Source organism: Paenibacillus sp. JT22N7, assembly GCF_059383875.1.
On sequence record NZ_JBXENY010000005.1, the window covers coordinates 274,608 to 294,866 of the forward strand.

A 20,259-nucleotide genomic window follows, 5' to 3' on the forward strand; every position below is an offset into this window, starting at 1 on the left:
CCAATAAAATTTATTAAAACAAGGAATGATTGTATTTGTCATTCCCTGGATAAATCGCGCTAACCTTTAAGTGAGCCGATCATCGTCCCTTTAACGAAATATTTTTGCAGGAACGGATACACGATTAGAATCGGCAGTACGGCGAACATCACGGTAGCGGCTTTGATTGAAGTTTCATACTTGTAGTTCCCGACAACCGTGCTGCCGAATGTCTCTTTGTCCGCATTAAGAATAACGATTTCTCTTAAAAAAAATTGGAGCACTTGCTTGGACTGATCGGAAATGTACAAGACCGCGTCGAACCAAGCGTTCCAATGTCCGACGGCAGTCCATAACGCCAGCGTTGCCAATACGGGCTTCGACAACGGCAATACGATCGTTACCAGAACGCGAATATCGTTCGCTCCGTCAATTCTTGCCGATTCCTCGACTTCCTGCGGAATAGACATGAAAAAGTTGCGCAATACGAGCATGGAGAAAGTCGGCACCAATCCCGGAATGATGTACACCCATCTGCTGTCCATCAAGTGCAGCTCTTTGATAAGCAAATAGCTTGGAATGAGGCCGCCGCTAAAAAACATCGTAAATAAAATGATCATCGTGTAGAAGGAGCGATGAGGCAACGTTTTGCGCGATAAAGGATACGCAACCATGGACATCGCGACGAGCGTCAACAAGGTGCCGACCACGGTCCGAAAAGCCGAATTGCCGAAGCCCCACCATATTTTTTGCTGGCTCACAACCTGCTTCCAACTGAACAAGTCGATGTCTTTCGGATATAAGTGAAATCCCATACGCGTCGATTCCGCCGGCCCACTTAACGATACGGACGCAATATGAATAAACGGATAGATCATAGCAGTGCACAAGCCACATATAAATGCAATAAGTATAAACTGGAAAATATTTTCTCCAACTGACGATTTCATGATGTTCGCTCTCCTCCTGACGGCTCTTTACAGAACCCCTTCTTGTCCCATTTTTTTCACAACATAATTCGTGCCGAGCACCAACGTGATGCCAATAATGTTCTTGAACAAGCCGACCGCTGTCGTTAATCCGAATTGACCGTTAACGATACCGGCTCGATATACGTAGGTGTCGATGATGTCGGAAACGTTGTATACAGTAGGCGAATACAAATTAAATATTTGATCGAAGCCCGCGTTGAGAATGCCTCCCAGCGATAAGATAAACATGATGGTAACTACTGGAAAAATAGACGGGATCGAAATATGCCTTATTTGCTTGAACCGATTGGCTCCGTCGATCTTGGCCGCTTCGAACAAGGTTGGATCGACCCCCGTTAAAGCAGCCAAATAAATGATCGTGCCCCAGCCTATTTCTTTCCATATATTCGTTACAACAAGCGTTGATCGGAAGTAGTTGGAATCGGCTAAAAAGTAGATCGGATCGATGTTCACGAGCGACAATAAATAGTTAATCGGTCCATGGGTTGGCGAAAGCATCATCATGATGATGCCGGACAGGACGACCCATGAAAAGAAATGCGGGATATACGAGATCGACTGGGCTACTCTCTTGAATAAGCCAAATCGTATCTCGTTCAGCAATAATGCCAAAATAATCGGCGCCGGGAATCCGAAAATAATATTATAACAGCTAATGATGACCGTGTTTTTCAGAATTCTTAGAAAGTCTGGCGATTGGAAAAACAAAAATTTGAAATATTCAAATCCGACCCATTCGCTTCCCCAAATTCCGCGTATCGGACTAAAATCTTTAAATGCCAACTGGACGCCGTATAACGGTCCGTAATGAAAAATCGCGTACCACACCAATATGGGGAAAAGCATAAAAAACATATATTTATTTTTTTTGTATTCTCTCCAGGTATGGGTCCATTTTGACCTTTTAGGCCTAGCCGCTTGAAGGACGCTCTGCACATTTTCACTTTTCAAATCCAACAATCCTTTCCGCAATCAAATTGACGTTATATTCGCCTATCGCGAATACGCTACCCGCTGTCTACCGTTTATTACCGCTTTCATATAATGTTGTTTTATTGGTTACTCAGTTGCGATTTCCTCCGGCAGCTGCAAATGCTCAGTCGGCGCTGCCAAGCTTCGGAGCTTGCATTCCAAATTTCGGATAATCAGCTGCGCTATCTCTTCCATATCCTCACCTGCTCTTTGGCTTCTCAACAAATGGTAGATATCGTAATTGCACTCAATCGCCTCGTTCCATAAGTAGAGATCGAATGCTTAGTCTTATTTTGCCCGCACCATAACGCCTTGAATAAGGCATAACGCTAGGAAAACGCCGAACACGATAGGCTCGAACAGTCATTTCATAAAAACCTCCTCATAAGCTGCAAAAAGGATGTCCTTCTTCTACACACAAAAAAGAAAGCGCTTTACTAATTCCATCATAATGAATTCTGGAGTTTGTGAGTATTCCACACAGTTAGGGAAATATGGACGATTCAGTGTCCTATCTAGCAACAAAATTTAATAACACTATTATCTGTCCATATTGGTATAAGTTTTATCCATATGAAAAGAAACGGACGTAGCAAACGAATCGCCTCAAACTCCTTGAAGGAGCCTGAGGCGATTCGTTCATTCTATTTATCTTGATTAACTTTTGTTGGAATAAGGACTTGGTTCCTTTATAAGTAGCAATTTTAGCGGATTTGTATGGTACTATGTTCTCGTCCCTCGACAAATTTGGCAAAATTATCTTTTGAGTTTTAATTTTCCGGTAAGTACAAATCCATCCTTCATGTTTATACTCATTAGGAATAGGTTGACACCACCGCCTATGAGTTCAATCAGCTGAACCAACAAAAATTTCGTGCCAAATTGACCTGTTGATGCCCACATATTAAGTAATATTGCGGACGGTATCATAATTAATATACCGATCAAGGCAATATAAGGCATTCTTTTCTTTTTCTTTTCAATAATCATTCCTTTCCTTCCTTTAGATATTTTGAAGCCCGTTGCCCCAGTTATTGCCATGGCCGGAATCAAAACGAGCAATCCTGGTAGAACAATCAAACTTTTTAATTTAGCGATCGTTTCATGACTACAGAACAAATCTACTATAATAGTAGAACTAAAAAAACTGGCGATACATAGAAAAGATATAATGCTAGCAAACGCATGTAGTTTCTTCATATATAAATCCCCCCATCTTTATCACAGACGTAAGATGCTATACCTGCCGCAGATAGTCTAATGATACAAATGGGTGCTTCCTCGATTGATCCATCCACGTGCCGTATAGAACATCTACTCGTATGCAAGGTTGTTTTTCAAGAGGTAAATATTCTGTAAATTCATACCCCAGCTTACTTCTTTGAGCTGCCAGTGCTTTTTTAAATTCCTCTTCGTCATTGATAATTTCGGCGATTCCTATAAATTGAAATGCCTTTGCCTGCTTTTTATTTTCATATCCCAGTAAATTATATACCGACAATCCAACCTGTGGATTTACAGTGATATTATGCAACTTTCTGGTGCCTGGAACAGAAAATAGGTAGAAGACCGGTCTGTTTTCTTTATCTGCAACTGTGGCAAAATGCATAGCATGAATAAGTGGCCAATTTGTCGGAGTTGCTGTCGCTAGATTAGCAACCTCTTGTACTTTTAAAAAGTCCAAAATGTCTTGCCTAATTTCATTTTCAAATTCTTGTTTAACTAACTTAGGCATAAGATCTTTCTGTTCCAATCTGTTTTCAATCCACATTGATTTAATATCCCTCATAATCTAACCTCCAATAATTAAACTGTACAGTACGGTTTAATTATAATGAAGGAATTACTAACCGTCAATATTCTCTTTCTGCTTGCGAGCTAGCACTTTCTTATTTGACGATAATGGTTTCAAATTTTATAATGAATTTAGAAATTTGCAGATTGTACAGGGAGCGGTTTTTTTGAGAACCAAAAGTGAAAGCAAGAGGAAAGCAATAATCGATGTAGCCTTACAATTGCTAAAGGAAAGTGCTTCATATGACGTATCCATGTCCGAAATCGCTGCACGTGTAGGCGGTTCCAAAGCAACTTTATATAACTACTTTTCATCAAAACAAGAAGTATTTGTAGAAATGGTCAAACAGTCTGTTCAACCTGAATTAACCACAATAAAGTCCATATTGACAGAAACTGAGGATCTTAAGACTGTGCTACAGAATTTTGGGGAACATTATTTGCATCAACGATGTAGTTCGGATACGATTGCCATTAACCGCATGCTAATTGCTGAGTCCACTCGCTCTGACATTGGGATTTTATTCTTTGAGGAGGGTCAGAGGAAAATTCTCGATATGTTATCCGAGCACTTTGAGAAAGAAATGGATTCTCAAAAGGTAAAAAAGAGAGATATAGGAGTGGTTGTATCACACTATATAGCCTTGATCGAATCAGAGCTAGTGGAAAAATGTCTATTCGGTATTATTGAAGATCCATCCGATGCTCAAATCAGAATGTTTGTTGAACGCGGTGTTAGTGTTTTTTTGGATGCGTATATATTAAACTAAGTTGTTCGTTCGTTAGGAGGATCTACTAAATATTTGAATAGATTCGGGACTATCGCTACAGGTAACGATTCACCTATTACCAAGTGTCCCTTGTTGTAGGGATTTAAGAGCGCATAGCCTGTTGAATTAATTGCCCCCACCTCTCAATGAGGCGGGGGCAATTGCTTCAAGACTTTCCCTATAAGGAATCGTTAATTACATCGGCTGTACCCGCAATTGCTGCACTGCTTGCAGCCTTCTATATTAATCAACGACGCTGACCCACAAGAAGGGCAAAGATCGAGCGAGCTTGCGCTGCTGCGTCTTTTTGCTGAGTCTGGAATGACGTTAGCAGCCGCTATTGATGCAGCTGTTGCGGATGAAACTACTTTTAAGCCCTTACTGGCTTCAGTTCCTTGAGCTGCTTCACGGCTTTCCTCTGACCGTTCCACATCCAACTGCTGCAGGTCAGTAGCCGCTATATGCTGCTCCAACGCCTTCGCCACAGCATCAGCAATCGATTCCACGCGGTTTGCGCCAAACCCAATCGCACCTGTGCCGCCGATCCCCTTCAAGTGCTTGATTAACAGCTCCACCTTATGACCATGATCGCCATAACGAAGGAAAAGCGAGCAGACGCGGCCCAGCGCTTCCGCCATGGCGAACACGTCGGAGCCAGCTTTGCCGACATTCAGAAAAATTTCGCCCGGCAAGCCGGAGAGATCATTGATCGTAATGTACGCCATGCCGAACGGCGTATTTACTTTGTAGGTGGCACCGCGCAGTACCTGCGGGCGATTTTTGTATGCTTTGTCCAGCGTTTTCGGACTAACAGCGGTTGTAGCTGTAGTTGTTGTTGAGCCTGCTGCATCCTGTACACTCTCAGCTCTTGGAGCATCTTGAGAAGCCATTCCCTCAATAATAGCATTGGCACCATGAACATTCAATCGAGCAGCTTTATCCTCGCTACCCGCTCCTGATAACGGCTGAGGCTCCACTTCCTTCTCTTGTTTTTTCTCCTTCTCATCCGTAGTCGACAGCACCTGCACATCCCTGCTGCCGTCGCGATAAATGGTCACGCCCTTGCAGCCAAGATCGAACGCCAGCTCATAAAGCTCCTTCGTCTCTTCCACTGTAAAGTCATTCGGGCAGTTCGCCGTCTTCGAAATCGAGCTGTCCACCCAGCGCTGAATTGCCGCCTGTACCCGAATATGATCCTTCGCAGACAAGTCCATCGCCGCTACAAAATAATCCGGCAGCTCCTCGCCAGGATGCGAATCCTTCCACTGCTGGGCAATCGGAACGAGCTGCTTGTCATAGCCAAGCCTGCTTTGGCGGAAATATTCAAAGGCAAAATACGGCTCAATGCCCGTCGAGGTGCCGACCATCGTTCCCGTGCTGCCCGTTGGCGCCTGCGTCAGCACCGTTACATTCCGAATGCCATGCTGCTCTACAGCAGCTCGAACCTCAGGATAATGCGACGTCAAGCTTTGCATAAAGCCGCTTTGCAAAAATTTATCTGCCTCAAAGGCAGCAAAAGCGCCTTTCTCCGCAGCAATTTCCGTCGAAGCGAGATACGCCTCGCGGGCCATAAACCCATATAGCTTATCGAGAAAATCGAGAGACTCTGCGCTGCCATAACGGATTTGCAGCTTAATCAGCAGCTCCGCAAGCCCCATCGTGCCGAGCCCGACGCGGCGCTCGCGCTTCTGGTTCGCTTCATTTTCAGGAAAATGATACGGTGTGGTGTCAATGACGTTATCGAGAAAACGCACCGACCAACGCGTCACCTTCGCCAGCTCCTCCCAGTCGACATCATGCTGCTGCTCATTATAGAAACGCGACAGATTGACCGCTGAAAGATTGCAGACACCCCAGCCCGGCAGGCCCTGTTCACCACATGGATTCGTACTAATAATGGGGTTGAAATACCAGCTATTCGACATTTGATTATAATATTCCATAAAAACGACGCCGGGCTCTGCTGACTTCCACGCTGATTCAATTATCATGTGCCAGATATCGCGGGCGCGGACCGTTTTGTACAAAATCACCTTTTTGCCAAGTGCCCGCCAAGCATCCAAATCCCCTGTCCAAAGCTCGTTGTACTGTGCATCCTTCGTATCGGGGAATACAAGCTCCCACTCTAAATCTTCCTTTACGGCTTTCATAAAAGCGTTGCTGACGCATACTGATAAATTCGCGTTCGTCACCTGGCCCATTGTCTGCTTGACTGTAATAAAATCCAGCACATCGGGATGCCAGTCGTTGATCATCAGCATTAAGGCGCCGCGGCGGCTGCCGCCCTGCTCAATCAACCCCGTCGTATAGCTGAACAGCCCGCCCCATGATACCGCCCCGCTTGAAGCGCCATTTACCCCTGCTACAATGGCGCGGCGCGGGCGAAGCGACGATAGATTAATGCCAACGCCGCCCCCGCGCGCCATAATTTCCGTCATTTCCGTCAACGTCTTCATAATGCCGCCACGGCTGTCTGCCGGAGAAGGCAGCACATAACAGTTAAACAGCGTTAATTCCTCGCTGGCACCTGCCCCCGCTGCAATTCTGCCACCCGGCACGAGCTTCCAGTCGTCCAAAATATAGCGAAAACGTTCCGTCCATTCCGCCCGCTTCTCCTCGCTGCCCTCGACTCCGGCCACCGCCTTCGCCAGACGATCCCACATTTCCTCCGGCGCCTGCTCAATGGTCAGCGTCAGCTTCTCAACTGCAGCCGTTATACGCTCACCGTTTCGGAGCTGCACCTCCACCTGGTCCCCCTCACGGGCAACGATCTCTCCGACTTCCTTCGTCGGAAACTTCGGATCATCTTTTGTCAGCACCAGCACGATGTCTCCGGGCTTTGCGCTGCTGGAATCAGCATTTTTCCAGGCATAACGATCGAGAAAAATTTTCTCGCTGAGCCCCTCCAGCCTGCCGCTGCCTATCCTATTTTCCTTTAAGGTTTGTTTCTTCTCCATAAGTAACGCCACCTCTCCTCACATTTGCAAAAACCCACCTATTTGCCCGCTAACACGGTGTCCCACAAATCCGATATATTGTGTCTAAATATCATTATAACATACTACATATTGTGTTTCTCCTTCATTTCCAGCCAAAAACGCCCAATTTTCTCGTTGGCCAAAGCCTGCGCTTTCCTTTGCTTGTCCTCACGCTTTTTTTGGCCCTTTCTTATGAATAGGCGATGAAAGGGCCATACTAGAAACAAAGATTTCAACCTACTCGTTTTGTTCTATTGGACGATGAATGTTTGGCTTAAACGATGAAAGGAGCTGCTCCCTTGTCTTCAGATATTAAACAACCGCTACACGGATCTTCCGCCGCTCCAGAAAGTGCACTAGTCACCCGCAAGCTTCATCCGCTCGTAGATTTGCAATATGACCGTTCCACTTTCGACGAGTTGCAAAGCCGTATTGCCAAAAACGGTCCATGGGATGACTGGACGTTATATCAGCTATCGATGGAAGCGGAGCAGGCGAAACGGATTGAAAGCTTCGAGCAGCTGCAATGCTTGCGCAGTCTGCCAATGCTTGAACCGATGCCTCATCAAATCTCGACCGCGCGCAAGGTGCTGCATGAAATGGGCGGACGCGCCATTCTCGCTGATGAGGTTGGCCTTGGCAAAACGATTGAAGCGGGGCTTGTGCTGAAGGAATACATCGTTCGCGGACTCGTACGCCGTACGCTCATTCTTGTGCCAGCCTCGCTTGTGCTGCAATGGGTGCGCGAGCTGAATCAGAAATTCGGCATTTCCGCCGTCGCTCAGAAAAAAGCCCACACATGGCATTATGACGTCGTCGTCGCTTCGATGGATACGGCTAAACGCGATCCGCATCGCGACGTCATTCTCGGTACCGACTACGATATGGTCATCATCGACGAGGCGCATAAGCTCAAAAACAAAAAAACGACCAACTACCAGTTCGTCACCGAGCTGCGCAAAAAATATTGTCTGCTGCTCACCGCAACGCCGGTGCAAAACAATTTGGATGAGCTGTACAATTTGATCACTCTGCTCAAGCCTGGCCAGCTCGGCCGCCAAAGCGAGTTCGCCGCCAACTTTGTCGTTGACAAGCGTCTTCCGAAAAACGAGGAGCAGCTGCAAACGGCGCTGTCCAGCATTATGATCCGCAATCGCCGCGGCGACGGCGGCATTTCTTTTACGAAGCGTTTTGTGAAAAATATTCCGCTGCAGCTGTCAGCTGACGAGCAGGCGCTTTACGACGCAGTGACCGCCTTCGTGCATGAACGCTACGATGAGAGCGGCCCCGACCTGAGCAGCATGCTGTCCTTGGTCACGCTCCAGCGCGAAGTTTGCAGCAGCCGCGATGCTGTCTTCCTGACTCTCGTCAATATGTTCAAAAAGACGGCTGAGGATTCACCCGTCCGCGCAAAAATATGGGAGCTCGTCGAGTTTATTAAAAAAATTGAAGCCAATACGAAGGCGGAGAAGGCGCTTGAGCTCGTTAAGGAAATGAACGATAAAGTTATTATTTTCACCGAGTATCGGGCTACGCAGGAGTATTTGCTGCAATATTTCCGTTCTCACGACATGATTGCCGTCCCTTACAGGGGCGGGATGAACCGCGGCAAAAAGGATTGGATGATGGACCTGTTCCGCGGCCGGGCCCAAGTATTGATTGCAACAGAGGCGGGCGGCGAAGGCATCAATTTGCAGTTTTGCCACCATATGATCAACTTCGATCTGCCGTGGAACCCGATGCGCGTAGAGCAGCGGATTGGCCGCGTCCACCGGCTCGGACAAACCGAGGATGTCAAGATTTACAACCTATGCACCCTCGGGACGATAGAAGAGCATATTGTGCATTTGCTGCATGAAAAAATTAATATGTTTGAGCTTGTGATTGGCGAGCTGGATCATATTTTGGAGCGTTTTGAGAAAAAGGATGGCTCGCTGGAGCAGCAGCTTGCCCGCATGCTGCTCGAATCAGGCGGCAGCGAAACGGAGCTGCGCGAGAAAATTAGCGATCTCGCCTCCTCGATTACGCAAATTCGCGATGAAGTGCAGCAAGGCCCTGAGCTGCAGGCAAGCGCGCAAATAGTGTCACAAATGACAGCCCTCGGGCAGACGGTGGAGATTAGACATGAATGAGAAGCAGGTACACAAGTTTGTACAGCGATATTTGGAGGCGACGCAGTGCCAGGTTTTGGAGAAATCGCCCTGCCATTTCACCGTAAAACTGTCTCCTGATGCGGATCGGGAGCTGACGAACCGCCCGTACTACTGGAGCTTCGTTGACCGTACGAATGCCGCTCCCGAGACGATGACCTACCTGCTCGTAACCGACCGCGAAAAATATGACGCCGCTCAAGCCGGGACACTGCCCGCGCAGCAGCGCTTGCCGGGCGGTGGCGTTGGAGCGGCGGACATAGTAGCGGACGCACAAGGAAACGCAGGTGCAGCAGCGTTTCCCGGTGCAGCAAGCAGCGTGAGGCCTGATGCGGGCATAGGCCCCGCAAATACAATTGCAAGTCCAACCGTCCACGGTGATACGGCAGGTTTAGCATCAACCTCGACGGCGCCAGCGAGTTCTGGTCCTGCAGCCGGCCCTGCCGAAAGTGCCGATAGCAGTGCCAGCACAGCGGCAGCCGACACGGGCCAAGCGGCAGCAGCTGATGCAGCGCTTGGCCGCTCGCTCGGCTTCGTGCACGGCAATATCAATCAGACGGGGCTGCGCATTCCGCGCGAGGAAATGTATTTCGGCTCGCGCAAGCTGGATCAGCTGTTTGGTGCGGCAAAATCGAAGGGCAGCTACGTCTTTCTTTTTCAAGAACCGGAACGCGGTGCCGCCTCTCCCTACAGCTCTACCCCTTACACCGCCTGGCTCGGCATCAATATGCGCGTAGAGTTCGCCTGCGACCGCAAGCGCGAGGAAATACACAGCTACGGCATTTCGCTGGCAACGGGGCATTGCACCGAGCAGTTCCATGATCGGCTTCAGCGCCTCAGGCTCACGCCGCGCCTGCCCGCGAACATTCATTTGGCGAAAAATGGCCTTTCCTTTAATAAGGCGCTGTCTATTATGGAGCAGGCGCTCGAACGCAAGCTGAAAAGCTACGATTATGAATGGGCAGGCGCCGCAACCGAGCGGCTGGAAGAGGAGCTGGAACGCATCCGGCTGTATTATGAGCCGTTAATTGAGCATGCGGCTGACGATGAGCTGAAGCAAAGCGTACGCGAGCAGTACGAACAGCGCCAATCGGAAATTCGCTGGCAATATGAGCCCCGCGTGACGGCTTCCGCCATTAACTGCGGTATTTTCCACCTGGAAGGTATCGAATAGACGAAGATCAGACCCGATCCGCACCATTGCGGCAAAAAAAGAACGGGACAGGCTGCTGCATGCCTGACACATTCCAACAGCCTTCTCCCGCTCTGCCTTTTATAATGAAGCTGCGAGTTAATAATAGGCAGCATTCGCCACTTTAGCGATCTGCCTCATGAAGAAAAGGGTGAATTTATTGCTGAGCCAAATTCGGAAGCTAATGATCGGCGCATTATTATTAAGCGCTTTATTATGGACAAGCAGCCTCCAACTCCTGCAAGCTGCCGCCATGCCGGAGCAGGAACAAGCAGGCCAAGCGTCCCTCCTCGCCCATGCAAAGGCATGGACCGAACAGCTCGCAGCTCAGCCTGCTTTCAAAAGCTGGCAAGGCGCAACGCTCAGCATATCCGCACTTGGCCCTGGCACACACAGCTGGATGGCCAGCGTTATTCAGCACAAAAAAACCGTCGGCTACCTCGTTGTCCATGCAACGGAGAGCGGCGGGTTTGTTTTAGGTGAATATGGGCTTGGCGACTATCTGTATAATTTAACGACGCTGCAGCAATCGCTTCAGCGGCTTGAACTCATTCCATCTGCCATTACGAGTACGCCGCTATATGTCCATCCCCTGCTGTCCGTGTGGAAAATTTCCGGCAAGTCCACTGCATTTACCGATGCCATGAGCGGTGAAGCGCTGCCGCTGAATGATTCTCTCTGGAGCGCCGAGGCAAGTCAGGAGCTCAAGCTTATTCAAGTACAAACGCCTATGACCGCCACTGCGGGCATTGCCAAAGCGGTATCCAATTCCTCATTCAGCCCTTACGAGAAGCTGCAATGGCTGACAGATGCTCCTGTAGACAAGGCTGAATCCAAAGGCTCAATAAAGCTGCTGCACATTTTGGACAAAAAGAAACACCTTACCTATACAGCGGCAAGGTTTAATGGCGACATGCTGTATGTGTGGTCGGCAACGGGCTATCACAGCTGGAATAACGGCGCTGTCTACGTTGCCCTTGAAACAGACGAGCTAGGCGAAAGCCAGCGTTATGTGCCGCTTTCGCTGCTTCTTGAGCTAGGCGACTTTTACCGCTGACGCTCGCTTTTTCCCCGCCACCACATCATTAGACTGACAGGACCCCAGCCGAACCAGCGCGTCAGCCATGGCTCCCTTATCGCCTTCGCTGACGCTTTCATTTGCTTGCGTTCCCCTTTTGGCTTTTCCATATATTCCACAACCTGAACGGTCACATATTTAATTAAATCATCCCCGCTGGCCATTTCTGTCGCTCTCCTTTTTTGCTTAAGTAAAAAGACAGTCGCTTCTTAGAACAGTTGTTTCTCACAACCATTGATGATATCAGTTTGCCCTGTCATCTCCAAACATAAACATGCATGAGATTTCCTCCATTGAGCCACGATATAGCTAAGAAAAAAGCCTTTCAAAAGGAGGATGGCATGTGCTTGCTTGCTTTAGATGTTTGATCATTACACTGCTCTTCTGCCTTCCTGCCCATTCCGCATCAATGGCAGCAGAAGAACATAACGCTTCAAAAGACGATGCGGCTCCACCCTCCCAACAATCCGCCCCACATGCTGGGCATTGGACTATGCCTTCTTCCGTCGTACTCATTGATGCAGGACATGGCGGCATAGATGGCGGTGCAACAGCTGGAGGCGTAGTGGAAAAAGACATTAACCTTGCTGTAGCCAAAAAGCTTTATTTGCTTCTAAACAGCCAAGGCATTACCGCCGTGCTGAATCGCACGGACGATTATGCGCTTAGCGACGATAATCGCTGGCATATTAGCGGCTCCCGTCATCGGCGCGATTTGTCGCAACGGCGGCAGCTTACTGAGGAAATTCCTACGCAGCTGCTCGTCAGCCTGCATGTCAATTCGACACCCGACCGCTCGGAACGCGGGCCGCTGGTGCTGCATCAGAGCAGCGGAGAAAGCGCCCTGCTTGCTTTCTGTATTCAGGACACGCTTAATCGCCAGCAGCGTACACGCTTTCTCCCAAGGGAAGGCAAGCCGTTTTATTTACTTAGACGCGTATACCAGCCAGCCGTTATTGTAGAAATGGGCTTCGTCAGCAATAGCGATGATCGAACGATGCTCACCGACCCCCGCGAGCAGCTGCACATCGCATCAGCGATCGCTTCCGGAATTCGGCAATACAAGCTGATCACCAAATGATTGCAGCACCATATCCGATAGCTTGACGATGGAAACAGCGGTGTTCATGGCAGGTATCGACTGTCTTAGAACAGCCGCTGTTTTTTTGCCTGGAGGCCCCACATGACCGATTACGACGCAGGTAACATGCGTAGCGAGATGCTTTTGCACTTCATTCATTTGCTTGCTAATATGCTGCACCGTATACACATCATCGAGAAAAACATCGTTGGACAGCAGCGGTACGCCAACCTCCTTGGATACCTTCGGTACAACGGTCTTATAGGTCGTCCGGCTATCGAGGAAAAACAACCCGCGCTGCTTGCAAACGTCAAGCACGATACGCATAATCCGCTCATCCGCAGTCACCTTGGATCCCATATGATTATTCATGCCAATCGCATGCGGCACATTGTCAATGGCCGCATTGATCCGCTTGCGGACTTCGTCATCGCTTAGATCTGCCGTAATGGCTCCGGGACCGAGCCATTTTTTCAAGCCCTTATTTGGCTCCATTGGCATATGCACGATGACATCATGCCCCAGCCGATGCGCCTCCTCTGCATCTTTTTGCGTAGAGGGCATAAACGGCATCACCGCCGCTGTAAACTTGATCGGCAGCTTCAGCATTTCCTCCGTCCCCTCCATATCATTGCCGAAATCGTCAATGACGATGGCAAGGTGGCGCCGCTCCTGTGCAGGGGATTGCGCTTCATTCGATGGTATTTGCGAAACGGACAGCGTCTCCGAGACTAGCTGCTGCTGTATCTGCTGTTGTTGCTGGAATGCATGCGAATGCTGCTCGGCAGCAAAAACGGAAGCGGTTCCTGTCCCATTGCTCATAGACAAAACCAGCATCGTTAATCCAAGCAGCCTAACCGCCTTCTTTTTCCATAAATAGCTTCTCTTCACGTTCACACTTCCACACTCCTCATTCGCTATCTACGCGTCATCACTCATTCCCTTTCATTGTTTGTGAACTTGCGCCAAAATATGCTGAATGCTGGAAATTAATTCGCCGTTATTCTGCTTCCTTTGTCACATATCGCCAAAATCACCAATTCCATAGTAAAATAGCTAGGAAGGATGCTGGATATTTATTTATGAGGAGGCGATTCGTTATGCTCGCTTTAAATAGCTCGATTTGGTCGGAACTGGAAGGTCCTTACGGCTTCGCCGATTCTGTACCGGAAATGCTGCAGCAGCTAGCGCAAAACTATGACTCAGAGGTCAAAGACGAGCTTTACTGGGAACATCTTTATCATCAAAATACGATTTATCCGTGCACCTACGCCGCGGTCCCTTATTTGGCGGAAATCGCCCGGCTCTCGAGCGATCCGGAAGTGAAGCTGGATATTTACATCACGTGCGGCTTATTCGAAGCAAACAATTCTTGTCATTTAACATCGGAAATGCCGGCTGAATTTGAGGAATTAGTACCTGATATTACTGCAAAGGTACGGACTGATATTTATCTTTCTTATTATGATGCCATTAAAAAGTTTAGTGAAATGTCCGAGCAGATTGCCGACTATGCGCGGCCTAATAAAGATGACTCAGAGAAGCGTTATATCGCAATCGCAGATGCTGCTTTTCAAGGGGAGCAAGCCGTTGCCAATATGCTGCAAACCCACAGCGAGGGAGATGAATATGTCGCTGCATGCCCTGCTTGTGAGCATGAAACGTACATTTGGCCGGATGAAAGCGGGGAGAAGCTTGTCGCGTACAAGGCAGATCCCGTTTTTAACGACAAGGATACGCCTGTGAATATTACCCCTGCTGATCCTGCAAGCTCGGAGGAATCCAGCCTTCGTTATGTACACAGCCGAGCTGAGCGATTGGGTGATGAGCAGCTTAAGGTGCAGCTGCCCTATTTGGCTGGACACACGAATTGCCTTGCCTGCGGCGAGAAATTTCATATTTGGAAACAGCTGCTTGCCCTCTATAACTAAAAATAAAGCTTTTTCTATTTCATGTTTCCACCTCATTCTACATAAAGGCAGCGTGATCTTTTGCATAAATCATTTTATATTATTTGGACGGTATTGCTTTTATTAATCGGCTCCATTACGCTAGGCTATTTCATTAATAAGACGCTCAACCCAAGCCGGGCTTTTTCGGTTGGGCTAACCTCTAATACGGAAGCAATTCCTACGATTGCGGAGGAAGAGCCTGCTTTTACAATGGAAGAGGAACTGGATGATGAGTATGTATTGGATGAGGAGGAAAATGTAGAGCCGTTCTTAGAAGAGGAGCCGATAACGGAGACACCATTGGAAAGCGCACCTTTTAAAATATGGGATAACTTGGAGGAATTTGAAGCAAAATTTAATGAAGCTGCACTAATTATGCATCCTTCCATGACGTTGGGAGAAATGACGGTTAAAGAAGGCATTGGAGGGAACTTACTTTTCACTTATGATTTTTCTGATACCCATACGTTGGGCGGAATGATTAATCCAATAGACGGGAGTATAGGAGGAGTGACCATTTACATAATCAACGATGAGACTCCTGAAACATTAGAAAACTTTTTGGATACCGTCAGCATTGCTGTAGCCTCCACTTATCCCCTTTCTGAAATCAATATGAATGTTGAAGACATTCTTATTGATTTATTGTGGGAGGATGTTCCTTATCAAGATTTTTACAACATGGATAGCATCGTTGATTTGAACGGAATCAATTACTCCATCAGCAGCGAAACAGGCTATGGCATCTGGTTCTCCATTCAAGATAGCCAGTTTACTGGAGTTCCTAAATTATATGACGCAACCGATTAGACTGAAAATTTCAACTTCTTAAAGCCAACTTGACTTCCCCCATGACAACATGCTAAATTAAAAATGTAAATTCTGCATGTGCGGTCGTGGCGGAATTGGCAGACGCGCTAGATTCAGGTTCTAGTGGTGTAACAGCCGTGGAGGTTCGAGTCCTCTCGACCGCATTAAATCTTCAACTAACAGGTTCGTGAAATGGCTCTTAGAGCGATTCACGAACCTGTTTTTTTATATGCTTTTGAAATTCAAGCTGCTACACGCTCATCCCAAATGCATCTGCAATCAGCCTGTAGGAATGGATTCGCGCTTTCTCATCATAAATCGGGCTATTGATGAGAATCTCCCCAACATTGTATTCCTTGCTCATCAGAAGCAGTTGTTTCTTTACCTGTTCTGGCGTACCGATAACCCGCCGCTGGCGAGTTTGCAGAATATGATGCCGATCCTGCTCCGTATACGGATAATCGGCTGCAGTCTGCACAGAGGGCAGAAATGGCACCTCCAGACCTGTTTGAATACCGAGGAATAACAAATCGCTGCTCATCGCCAATCGATTCGCTTCTTCTTCCGTTTCAGCGCAAATCACAATAGTTGCAATTATAGAACGTGGATGATTTTGTAATACGTTGTTAGATTTAAAATGCTCGTTATAATGCTGCATCGCCTCTTCTCCGCCAGGCGTGCCGAAAAACTCCGCGAACGCATAAGAAGTGCCCAGCCTTGCCGCTATTCTTGCACTCTCACCACTGGAACCAAGCAGCCATATTTCAGGTGCCGTCGAAATAGCAGGTGCAGCGAGCAGCTTCTCAAACGGATGCCCAGCAGGCATTGAACCATGCAAATAGCCGATAATATCCTGCACCTGCTGAGGGTATTTATTCACATCAACGTATTTATCCTGTTGCAGCGCTCTGGTCGCAAGCGGCATACCGCCCGGTGCCCGACCCAAACCTAAGTCGATACGGTTTGGATGAAGCGCCTCCAGCAGCCGAAAATTCTCTGCAACTTTGTAGGCACTGTAATGTGGAAGCATGATACCGCCAGAACCGACACGAATACGGGAGGTTGCAGCTGCCAAATGGGCGATTAGCACCTCCGGACTTGAGAAAGCAAGCGCACGCATGGAATGATGCTCGGACACCCAAAAACGGGAGTAGCCTAGTTCCTCCACCGCTTGTATGAGACGAGTCGATTGCTGCAGTCCTTCTGTGGCTGTTTTGCCTTCAGGGACAAGTACTTGGTCAAGCACACCTAATTTAATCATATTAATCATTCCTCCTTTTCCCTGTGGGCTTACGGGCAAGATCCAAGACAGAAACGGGTATATTTATATTTCCATTACTATCCACTTGACGATTCGACACTACGACAAAAAATAAATGCATTCGCACGCATACATTATTGCACGCAAAATATGACATGTCAATATCATGTAATTCTTTTAAAAGACTACCTATTACAGGTTTCAAGGTTTCCTTGAGCCCTTATTCCTTATTATTGCCTTTTCAAAGTAAAACAAAATGGACTTGAAACAAAACAAACGTTATCATAGATTAAATGGATTTATGTATAACCCCGTGCCATACGATAATCATAGGTCTTCATTTTATAGAATAGGAGAATCTTATTATGAATAACGAACTTTTAGATAATTGGTTATCCCTTTCGCATATTCAAATGAAAATAAATAATAAACTCGAAATTGCATTTCAAGATAAACATAATATAACCTTGAAAGAATTTTATGTGCTCTATCATTTATTACTAGCAGATGATAAAAAATTGAGACTACAAGACCTGCCTGACTTGGTTGGGCTAAGTCAAAGTGCTGTATCCAGGCTTGTAACCAGGCTAGAAGCAAAAAATTGTAAGGGCCTTGAACGAGATGTTTGCGAGGGCGATCGCCGCGGTGTTTATACACGTCTATCTGCAAGAGGTGAAGAAGAAGTAAGGAAATGTATCGATACCTTTCATCAAATTTATCTCTCTGCTGCTTCTGAACAGAATATTAAACAAGAATTACAAATACTCATCAAAAAAATATAACCTTATCCATAATTAATCAAAACCCAACGTATATACGAATCCAAGTTTTGCACCTCTACTGACGATCCTTACCTCCCTCTTCATTAGAGGGAGGCCTTTTCATGACATTCATTCACCATGAATGAACCGCTTTTTATCGTTTGTATGCACCCCCTAACTGAGCATAAGTTTATTTTGTCGAAGAACCAAAATCAGTAATCTTCAATTTAATTTCAAAGGTTACGGGAACCCGGCTGAACACTTCGTCCCAGTTGTCCTTAACCTTTTTCCATTTATGCGGATATTTAATAGCGAGAGATTTCCCGAATCCAGCTACGTCTACCTTATATTTAGACTGCATTTTCTCCATCACATGATCAATCATCGTCGTTAATCTTTTTTCAAAAACCTTCTCTGCTTCCTTTAAATAAGTTAGCTTGGATGGATTTTCTTCCGTATCCCAATTTTCAATCAATCTCCCGTCTGATTCAATGGCAACGTGAAAGGAAATCTCATCACCCTGCAGTTTTGCAGTCATTTTACTTTTCATGGATTTAATCTCATAGGTAATGTTCTCATTTCTCCAATTATAACTTTTGATTACTCCTCCTTGACCTGTTCCTTGAATCCAGGATAGACTTTCCACATTTTCTTGATTCAAATCGCCAATCCATTTGCTCGAATCCCCCTTAATGATACCGGCACCTGAGAATTCTATTTCCCCCTTTGAACTAACAATATTTTGCAGCAAGAAGCTTTGCTTGGAATGAATCAATCCATCGATTCGAGTCAGATTGACCTCATTCATTACCTTATTGGTTCTGAAACTATTATTGATCATCGAGTTTATCCGAAAAGCGGGAACTTCTTCCGGTTGATTACTAATAAAGGTATCATAAGCCTTCCCCTTGCTAAAAAATACCCGGCAGCTAGGACGTATATCATTATCACGCAGCACGAAGTCCATTAGTTGGTCCATCTTATGCTGTTGTGCCACTTTTGTAGATACTACTATGACTTTAAGATGGTGCCCGATGACTGGACGTTCCCTTCTTGTTGAGTATTGGCGCATAATTTCAAAGACAGAATCCCCTGTTAGGCGCAAATTTGAATACTTCAACAGCTGCTTCTCTTTTGACTTTTCTTGCCGTTCGAACGATTTTATTGGAACAATTTGTATGGTAGCTGTAATCAGATTTTTTTTCTTATAATTGGCGCCTTGTCTTTCCAGATTGCGTTCAACTTCAGGCCGTTCCCCTACATCCAGAGCCAGACCTGCATAAACACTTAAATCCTCAATTTCTTTACTGCTCCAGCAGCCTTGAGTGACAACAAGTGACGATAAAAGAAGTAAAGCAAACAAGTTTTTAAATCTATACATGATGATTCAAAACCTTCTTTCTAAAGAGCAATATGACAGTAAGTAAGACAGGCACGAGAAAAAACAAAAAGATCCCCATCTTGCCTATCGTATCACCTAGCTTAAAAACTTCATTTATTCGCACAGGAAGCATCGTAGTGATAAATATAACGGGGATTAATCCAAATATCACCGGGTGAATTTTAAGATGAAAAACCTGTGAAATTCCTAACGAAGCATTAAAGTAAAAACTGGTGAAATTGCAAAATAACTGCATCATCCAAATGACTAGAAACGGAAACTCAAAACGTTCAAAAATTAATCCTGTAATTTCAAAGCTGCGAAGAAGATCGATTGTAGGCCAGGTGCTATTCAGCACCGAATCAATTGACATTCCCCCTATGACGACGACTACAGTCATAAGATATAGCACAAAAGGAACGCCTATTCCTGCAACAGTCGCTCTGACTGCCCGCTCGGGATGCTGCATATGTGCGACGAGAGTCATGATTACTTCGCATCCTGTAAATATAAGTACAGTTGATTTCAACCCTTTGAATACGGGGAGGACGCCTTCGCTCAAAACAGGACGTAAATTATCAATATCAAATAATCGAATACTGAGGAAATACGAAAGCACCAGTATTAGAATGCTGATTGGGAAAATAATTTGAAAAACTCGTGCAATGGAATTAATCCCTCCAAAGCAAATATAGGTGCCCACCCAAATAAAGGGAATGACAATAGCCCAGATCGGAGTTCCTTCCAGCAAGTAATACATGGTTATCTCTGCAAATATCCTTACCTCAAAACCCGCAATAATAATGTAATAGCAAATCAAGCAAACACCTAAGATTCCGCCAGGTATAGTGCCTACAATTCTTTTAGAGTATTGATATACCGTGTTATTAGGAAATTGCTGACTTAATTTCACCATGACCATCGTTACCAAAATGACGATAATGCCGCCTAATAGCACAGAAAGCCAGACATCCGGTGTTTGTGCAGCTTCGATCACACCTCGGGGCAAGGTCAAAATACCAGCCCCCAGCACTGAATCCGTAATAAAGATCGATGTTTGTGTTGTGGTGATTTTATCATCGTTGCGAATAAACACGTTTGCGCCCCC

General features: G+C 46.4%; 18 protein-coding genes and 1 tRNA gene. 9 read left to right on the plus strand and 10 right to left on the minus strand.

Annotation, left to right across the window (positions count from 1 at the left end; genetic code table 11):
• Positions 1-59 precede the first annotated feature (59 nt).
• From AC50Y5_RS15675 to AC50Y5_RS15690, 4 genes are all read right to left on the minus strand, one after another.
• On the minus strand, positions 60-929 hold the full coding sequence (locus tag AC50Y5_RS15675; protein WP_046229252.1) for a carbohydrate ABC transporter permease: 870 nt from the start codon (positions 927-929) through the stop codon (positions 60-62).
• Between the two features lie 27 nt (positions 930-956).
• Positions 957-1,826 (minus strand): ABC transporter permease, encoded by an 870-nt coding sequence (locus tag AC50Y5_RS15680; protein ID WP_494861935.1) that lies wholly within the window; start codon positions 1,824-1,826, stop codon positions 957-959.
• Between the two features lie 873 nt (positions 1,827-2,699).
• On the minus strand, positions 2,700-3,143 hold the full coding sequence (locus AC50Y5_RS15685; protein ID WP_430163155.1) for a hypothetical protein: 444 nt from the start codon (positions 3,141-3,143) through the stop codon (positions 2,700-2,702).
• Positions 3,144-3,180: 37 nt separating this feature from the next.
• Positions 3,181-3,732, minus strand: a complete 552-nt coding sequence (locus AC50Y5_RS15690; RefSeq protein WP_494861938.1) for a pyridoxamine 5'-phosphate oxidase family protein — start codon at positions 3,730-3,732, stop codon at positions 3,181-3,183.
• A gap of 172 nt (positions 3,733-3,904) precedes the next feature.
• On the opposite strand from AC50Y5_RS15690, the gene AC50Y5_RS15695 reads away from it, so the two are divergent.
• Positions 3,905-4,507: a TetR/AcrR family transcriptional regulator gene (locus AC50Y5_RS15695; RefSeq protein ID WP_494861940.1), complete on the plus strand. Its 603-nt coding sequence runs from the start codon at positions 3,905-3,907 to the stop codon at positions 4,505-4,507.
• A gap of 191 nt (positions 4,508-4,698) precedes the next feature.
• Here the strand turns inward: AC50Y5_RS15695 and AC50Y5_RS15700 are convergent, their stop codons facing one another.
• The gene (locus AC50Y5_RS15700; protein ID WP_494861941.1) at positions 4,699-7,464 is read right to left on the minus strand and encodes an adenosylcobalamin-dependent ribonucleoside-diphosphate reductase; all 2,766 of its coding nucleotides are present in this window, start codon (positions 7,462-7,464) and stop codon (positions 4,699-4,701) included.
• 410 nt (positions 7,465-7,874) lie between these two features.
• Here AC50Y5_RS15700 and AC50Y5_RS15705 point away from each other — a divergent pair, with 410 nt between their 5' ends.
• The 3 genes from AC50Y5_RS15705 (at position 7,875) to AC50Y5_RS15715 (ending at position 11,884) form a co-directional block, all read left to right on the plus strand.
• Complete coding sequence (locus AC50Y5_RS15705) at positions 7,875-9,617, plus strand: DEAD/DEAH box helicase (RefSeq protein ID WP_494862318.1); 1,743 nt, start codon at positions 7,875-7,877, stop codon at positions 9,615-9,617.
• Positions 9,610-10,809 carry a YqhG family protein gene (locus AC50Y5_RS15710; RefSeq protein ID WP_494861942.1) on the plus strand — a complete coding sequence of 400 codons (1,200 nt, stop codon included), beginning with the start codon at positions 9,610-9,612 and terminating at the stop codon, positions 10,807-10,809. The genes AC50Y5_RS15705 and AC50Y5_RS15710 overlap by 8 nt, the downstream gene beginning before the upstream one ends.
• Before the next feature lie 178 nt (positions 10,810-10,987).
• Positions 10,988-11,884 (plus strand): hypothetical protein, encoded by an 897-nt coding sequence (locus tag AC50Y5_RS15715; RefSeq protein WP_494861944.1) that lies wholly within the window; start codon positions 10,988-10,990, stop codon positions 11,882-11,884.
• Here the strand turns inward: AC50Y5_RS15715 and AC50Y5_RS15720 are convergent.
• Positions 11,875-12,069: a YqzE family protein gene (locus tag AC50Y5_RS15720; RefSeq protein ID WP_056041798.1), complete on the minus strand. Its 195-nt coding sequence runs from the start codon at positions 12,067-12,069 to the stop codon at positions 11,875-11,877. The genes AC50Y5_RS15715 and AC50Y5_RS15720 overlap by 10 nt on opposite strands.
• A gap of 179 nt (positions 12,070-12,248) precedes the next feature.
• On the opposite strand from AC50Y5_RS15720, the gene AC50Y5_RS15725 reads away from it, so the two are divergent.
• Entirely contained in the window at positions 12,249-12,986 is a 738-nt protein-coding gene (locus AC50Y5_RS15725) for an N-acetylmuramoyl-L-alanine amidase family protein (RefSeq protein ID WP_235533308.1), read from the plus strand.
• Here AC50Y5_RS15725 and AC50Y5_RS15730 read toward each other — a convergent pair.
• Positions 12,939-13,883 carry a divergent polysaccharide deacetylase family protein gene (locus AC50Y5_RS15730; RefSeq protein ID WP_235533309.1) on the minus strand — a complete coding sequence of 315 codons (945 nt, stop codon included), beginning with the start codon at positions 13,881-13,883 and terminating at the stop codon, positions 12,939-12,941. The genes AC50Y5_RS15725 and AC50Y5_RS15730 overlap by 48 nt on opposite strands.
• A gap of 203 nt (positions 13,884-14,086) precedes the next feature.
• On the opposite strand from AC50Y5_RS15730, the gene AC50Y5_RS15735 reads away from it, so the two are divergent.
• The 3 genes from AC50Y5_RS15735 (at position 14,087) to AC50Y5_RS15745 (ending at position 15,912) form a co-directional block, all read left to right on the plus strand.
• Complete coding sequence (locus tag AC50Y5_RS15735; protein ID WP_494861954.1) at positions 14,087-14,917, plus strand: hypothetical protein; 831 nt, start codon at positions 14,087-14,089, stop codon at positions 14,915-14,917.
• 231 nt (positions 14,918-15,148) lie between these two features.
• Positions 15,149-15,748, plus strand: coding sequence for a hypothetical protein (locus AC50Y5_RS15740; protein ID WP_494861956.1), 600 nt, complete (start codon positions 15,149-15,151; stop codon positions 15,746-15,748).
• An 80-nt stretch (positions 15,749-15,828) separates the two neighbouring features.
• Positions 15,829-15,912, plus strand: a tRNA-Leu gene (locus tag AC50Y5_RS15745).
• A gap of 86 nt (positions 15,913-15,998) precedes the next feature.
• Here the strand turns inward: AC50Y5_RS15745 and AC50Y5_RS15750 are convergent.
• Complete coding sequence (locus AC50Y5_RS15750) at positions 15,999-17,009, minus strand: LLM class flavin-dependent oxidoreductase (protein ID WP_056041805.1); 1,011 nt, start codon at positions 17,007-17,009, stop codon at positions 15,999-16,001.
• Positions 17,010-17,374: 365 nt separating this feature from the next.
• On the opposite strand from AC50Y5_RS15750, the gene AC50Y5_RS15755 reads away from it, so the two are divergent.
• Complete coding sequence (locus AC50Y5_RS15755) at positions 17,375-17,791, plus strand: MarR family winged helix-turn-helix transcriptional regulator (protein ID WP_155973513.1); 417 nt, start codon at positions 17,375-17,377, stop codon at positions 17,789-17,791.
• Positions 17,792-17,960: 169 nt separating this feature from the next.
• Here the strand turns inward: AC50Y5_RS15755 and AC50Y5_RS15760 are convergent, their stop codons facing one another.
• Positions 17,961-19,151 carry a Ger(x)C family spore germination protein gene (locus AC50Y5_RS15760; protein WP_494861959.1) on the minus strand — a complete coding sequence of 397 codons (1,191 nt, stop codon included), beginning with the start codon at positions 19,149-19,151 and terminating at the stop codon, positions 17,961-17,963.
• Entirely contained in the window at positions 19,144-20,247 is a 1,104-nt protein-coding gene (locus AC50Y5_RS15765) for a GerAB/ArcD/ProY family transporter (RefSeq protein WP_494861961.1), read from the minus strand. Before AC50Y5_RS15765 ends, AC50Y5_RS15760 begins: the two co-directional genes overlap by 8 nt.
• Positions 20,248-20,259 lie beyond the last annotated feature (12 nt).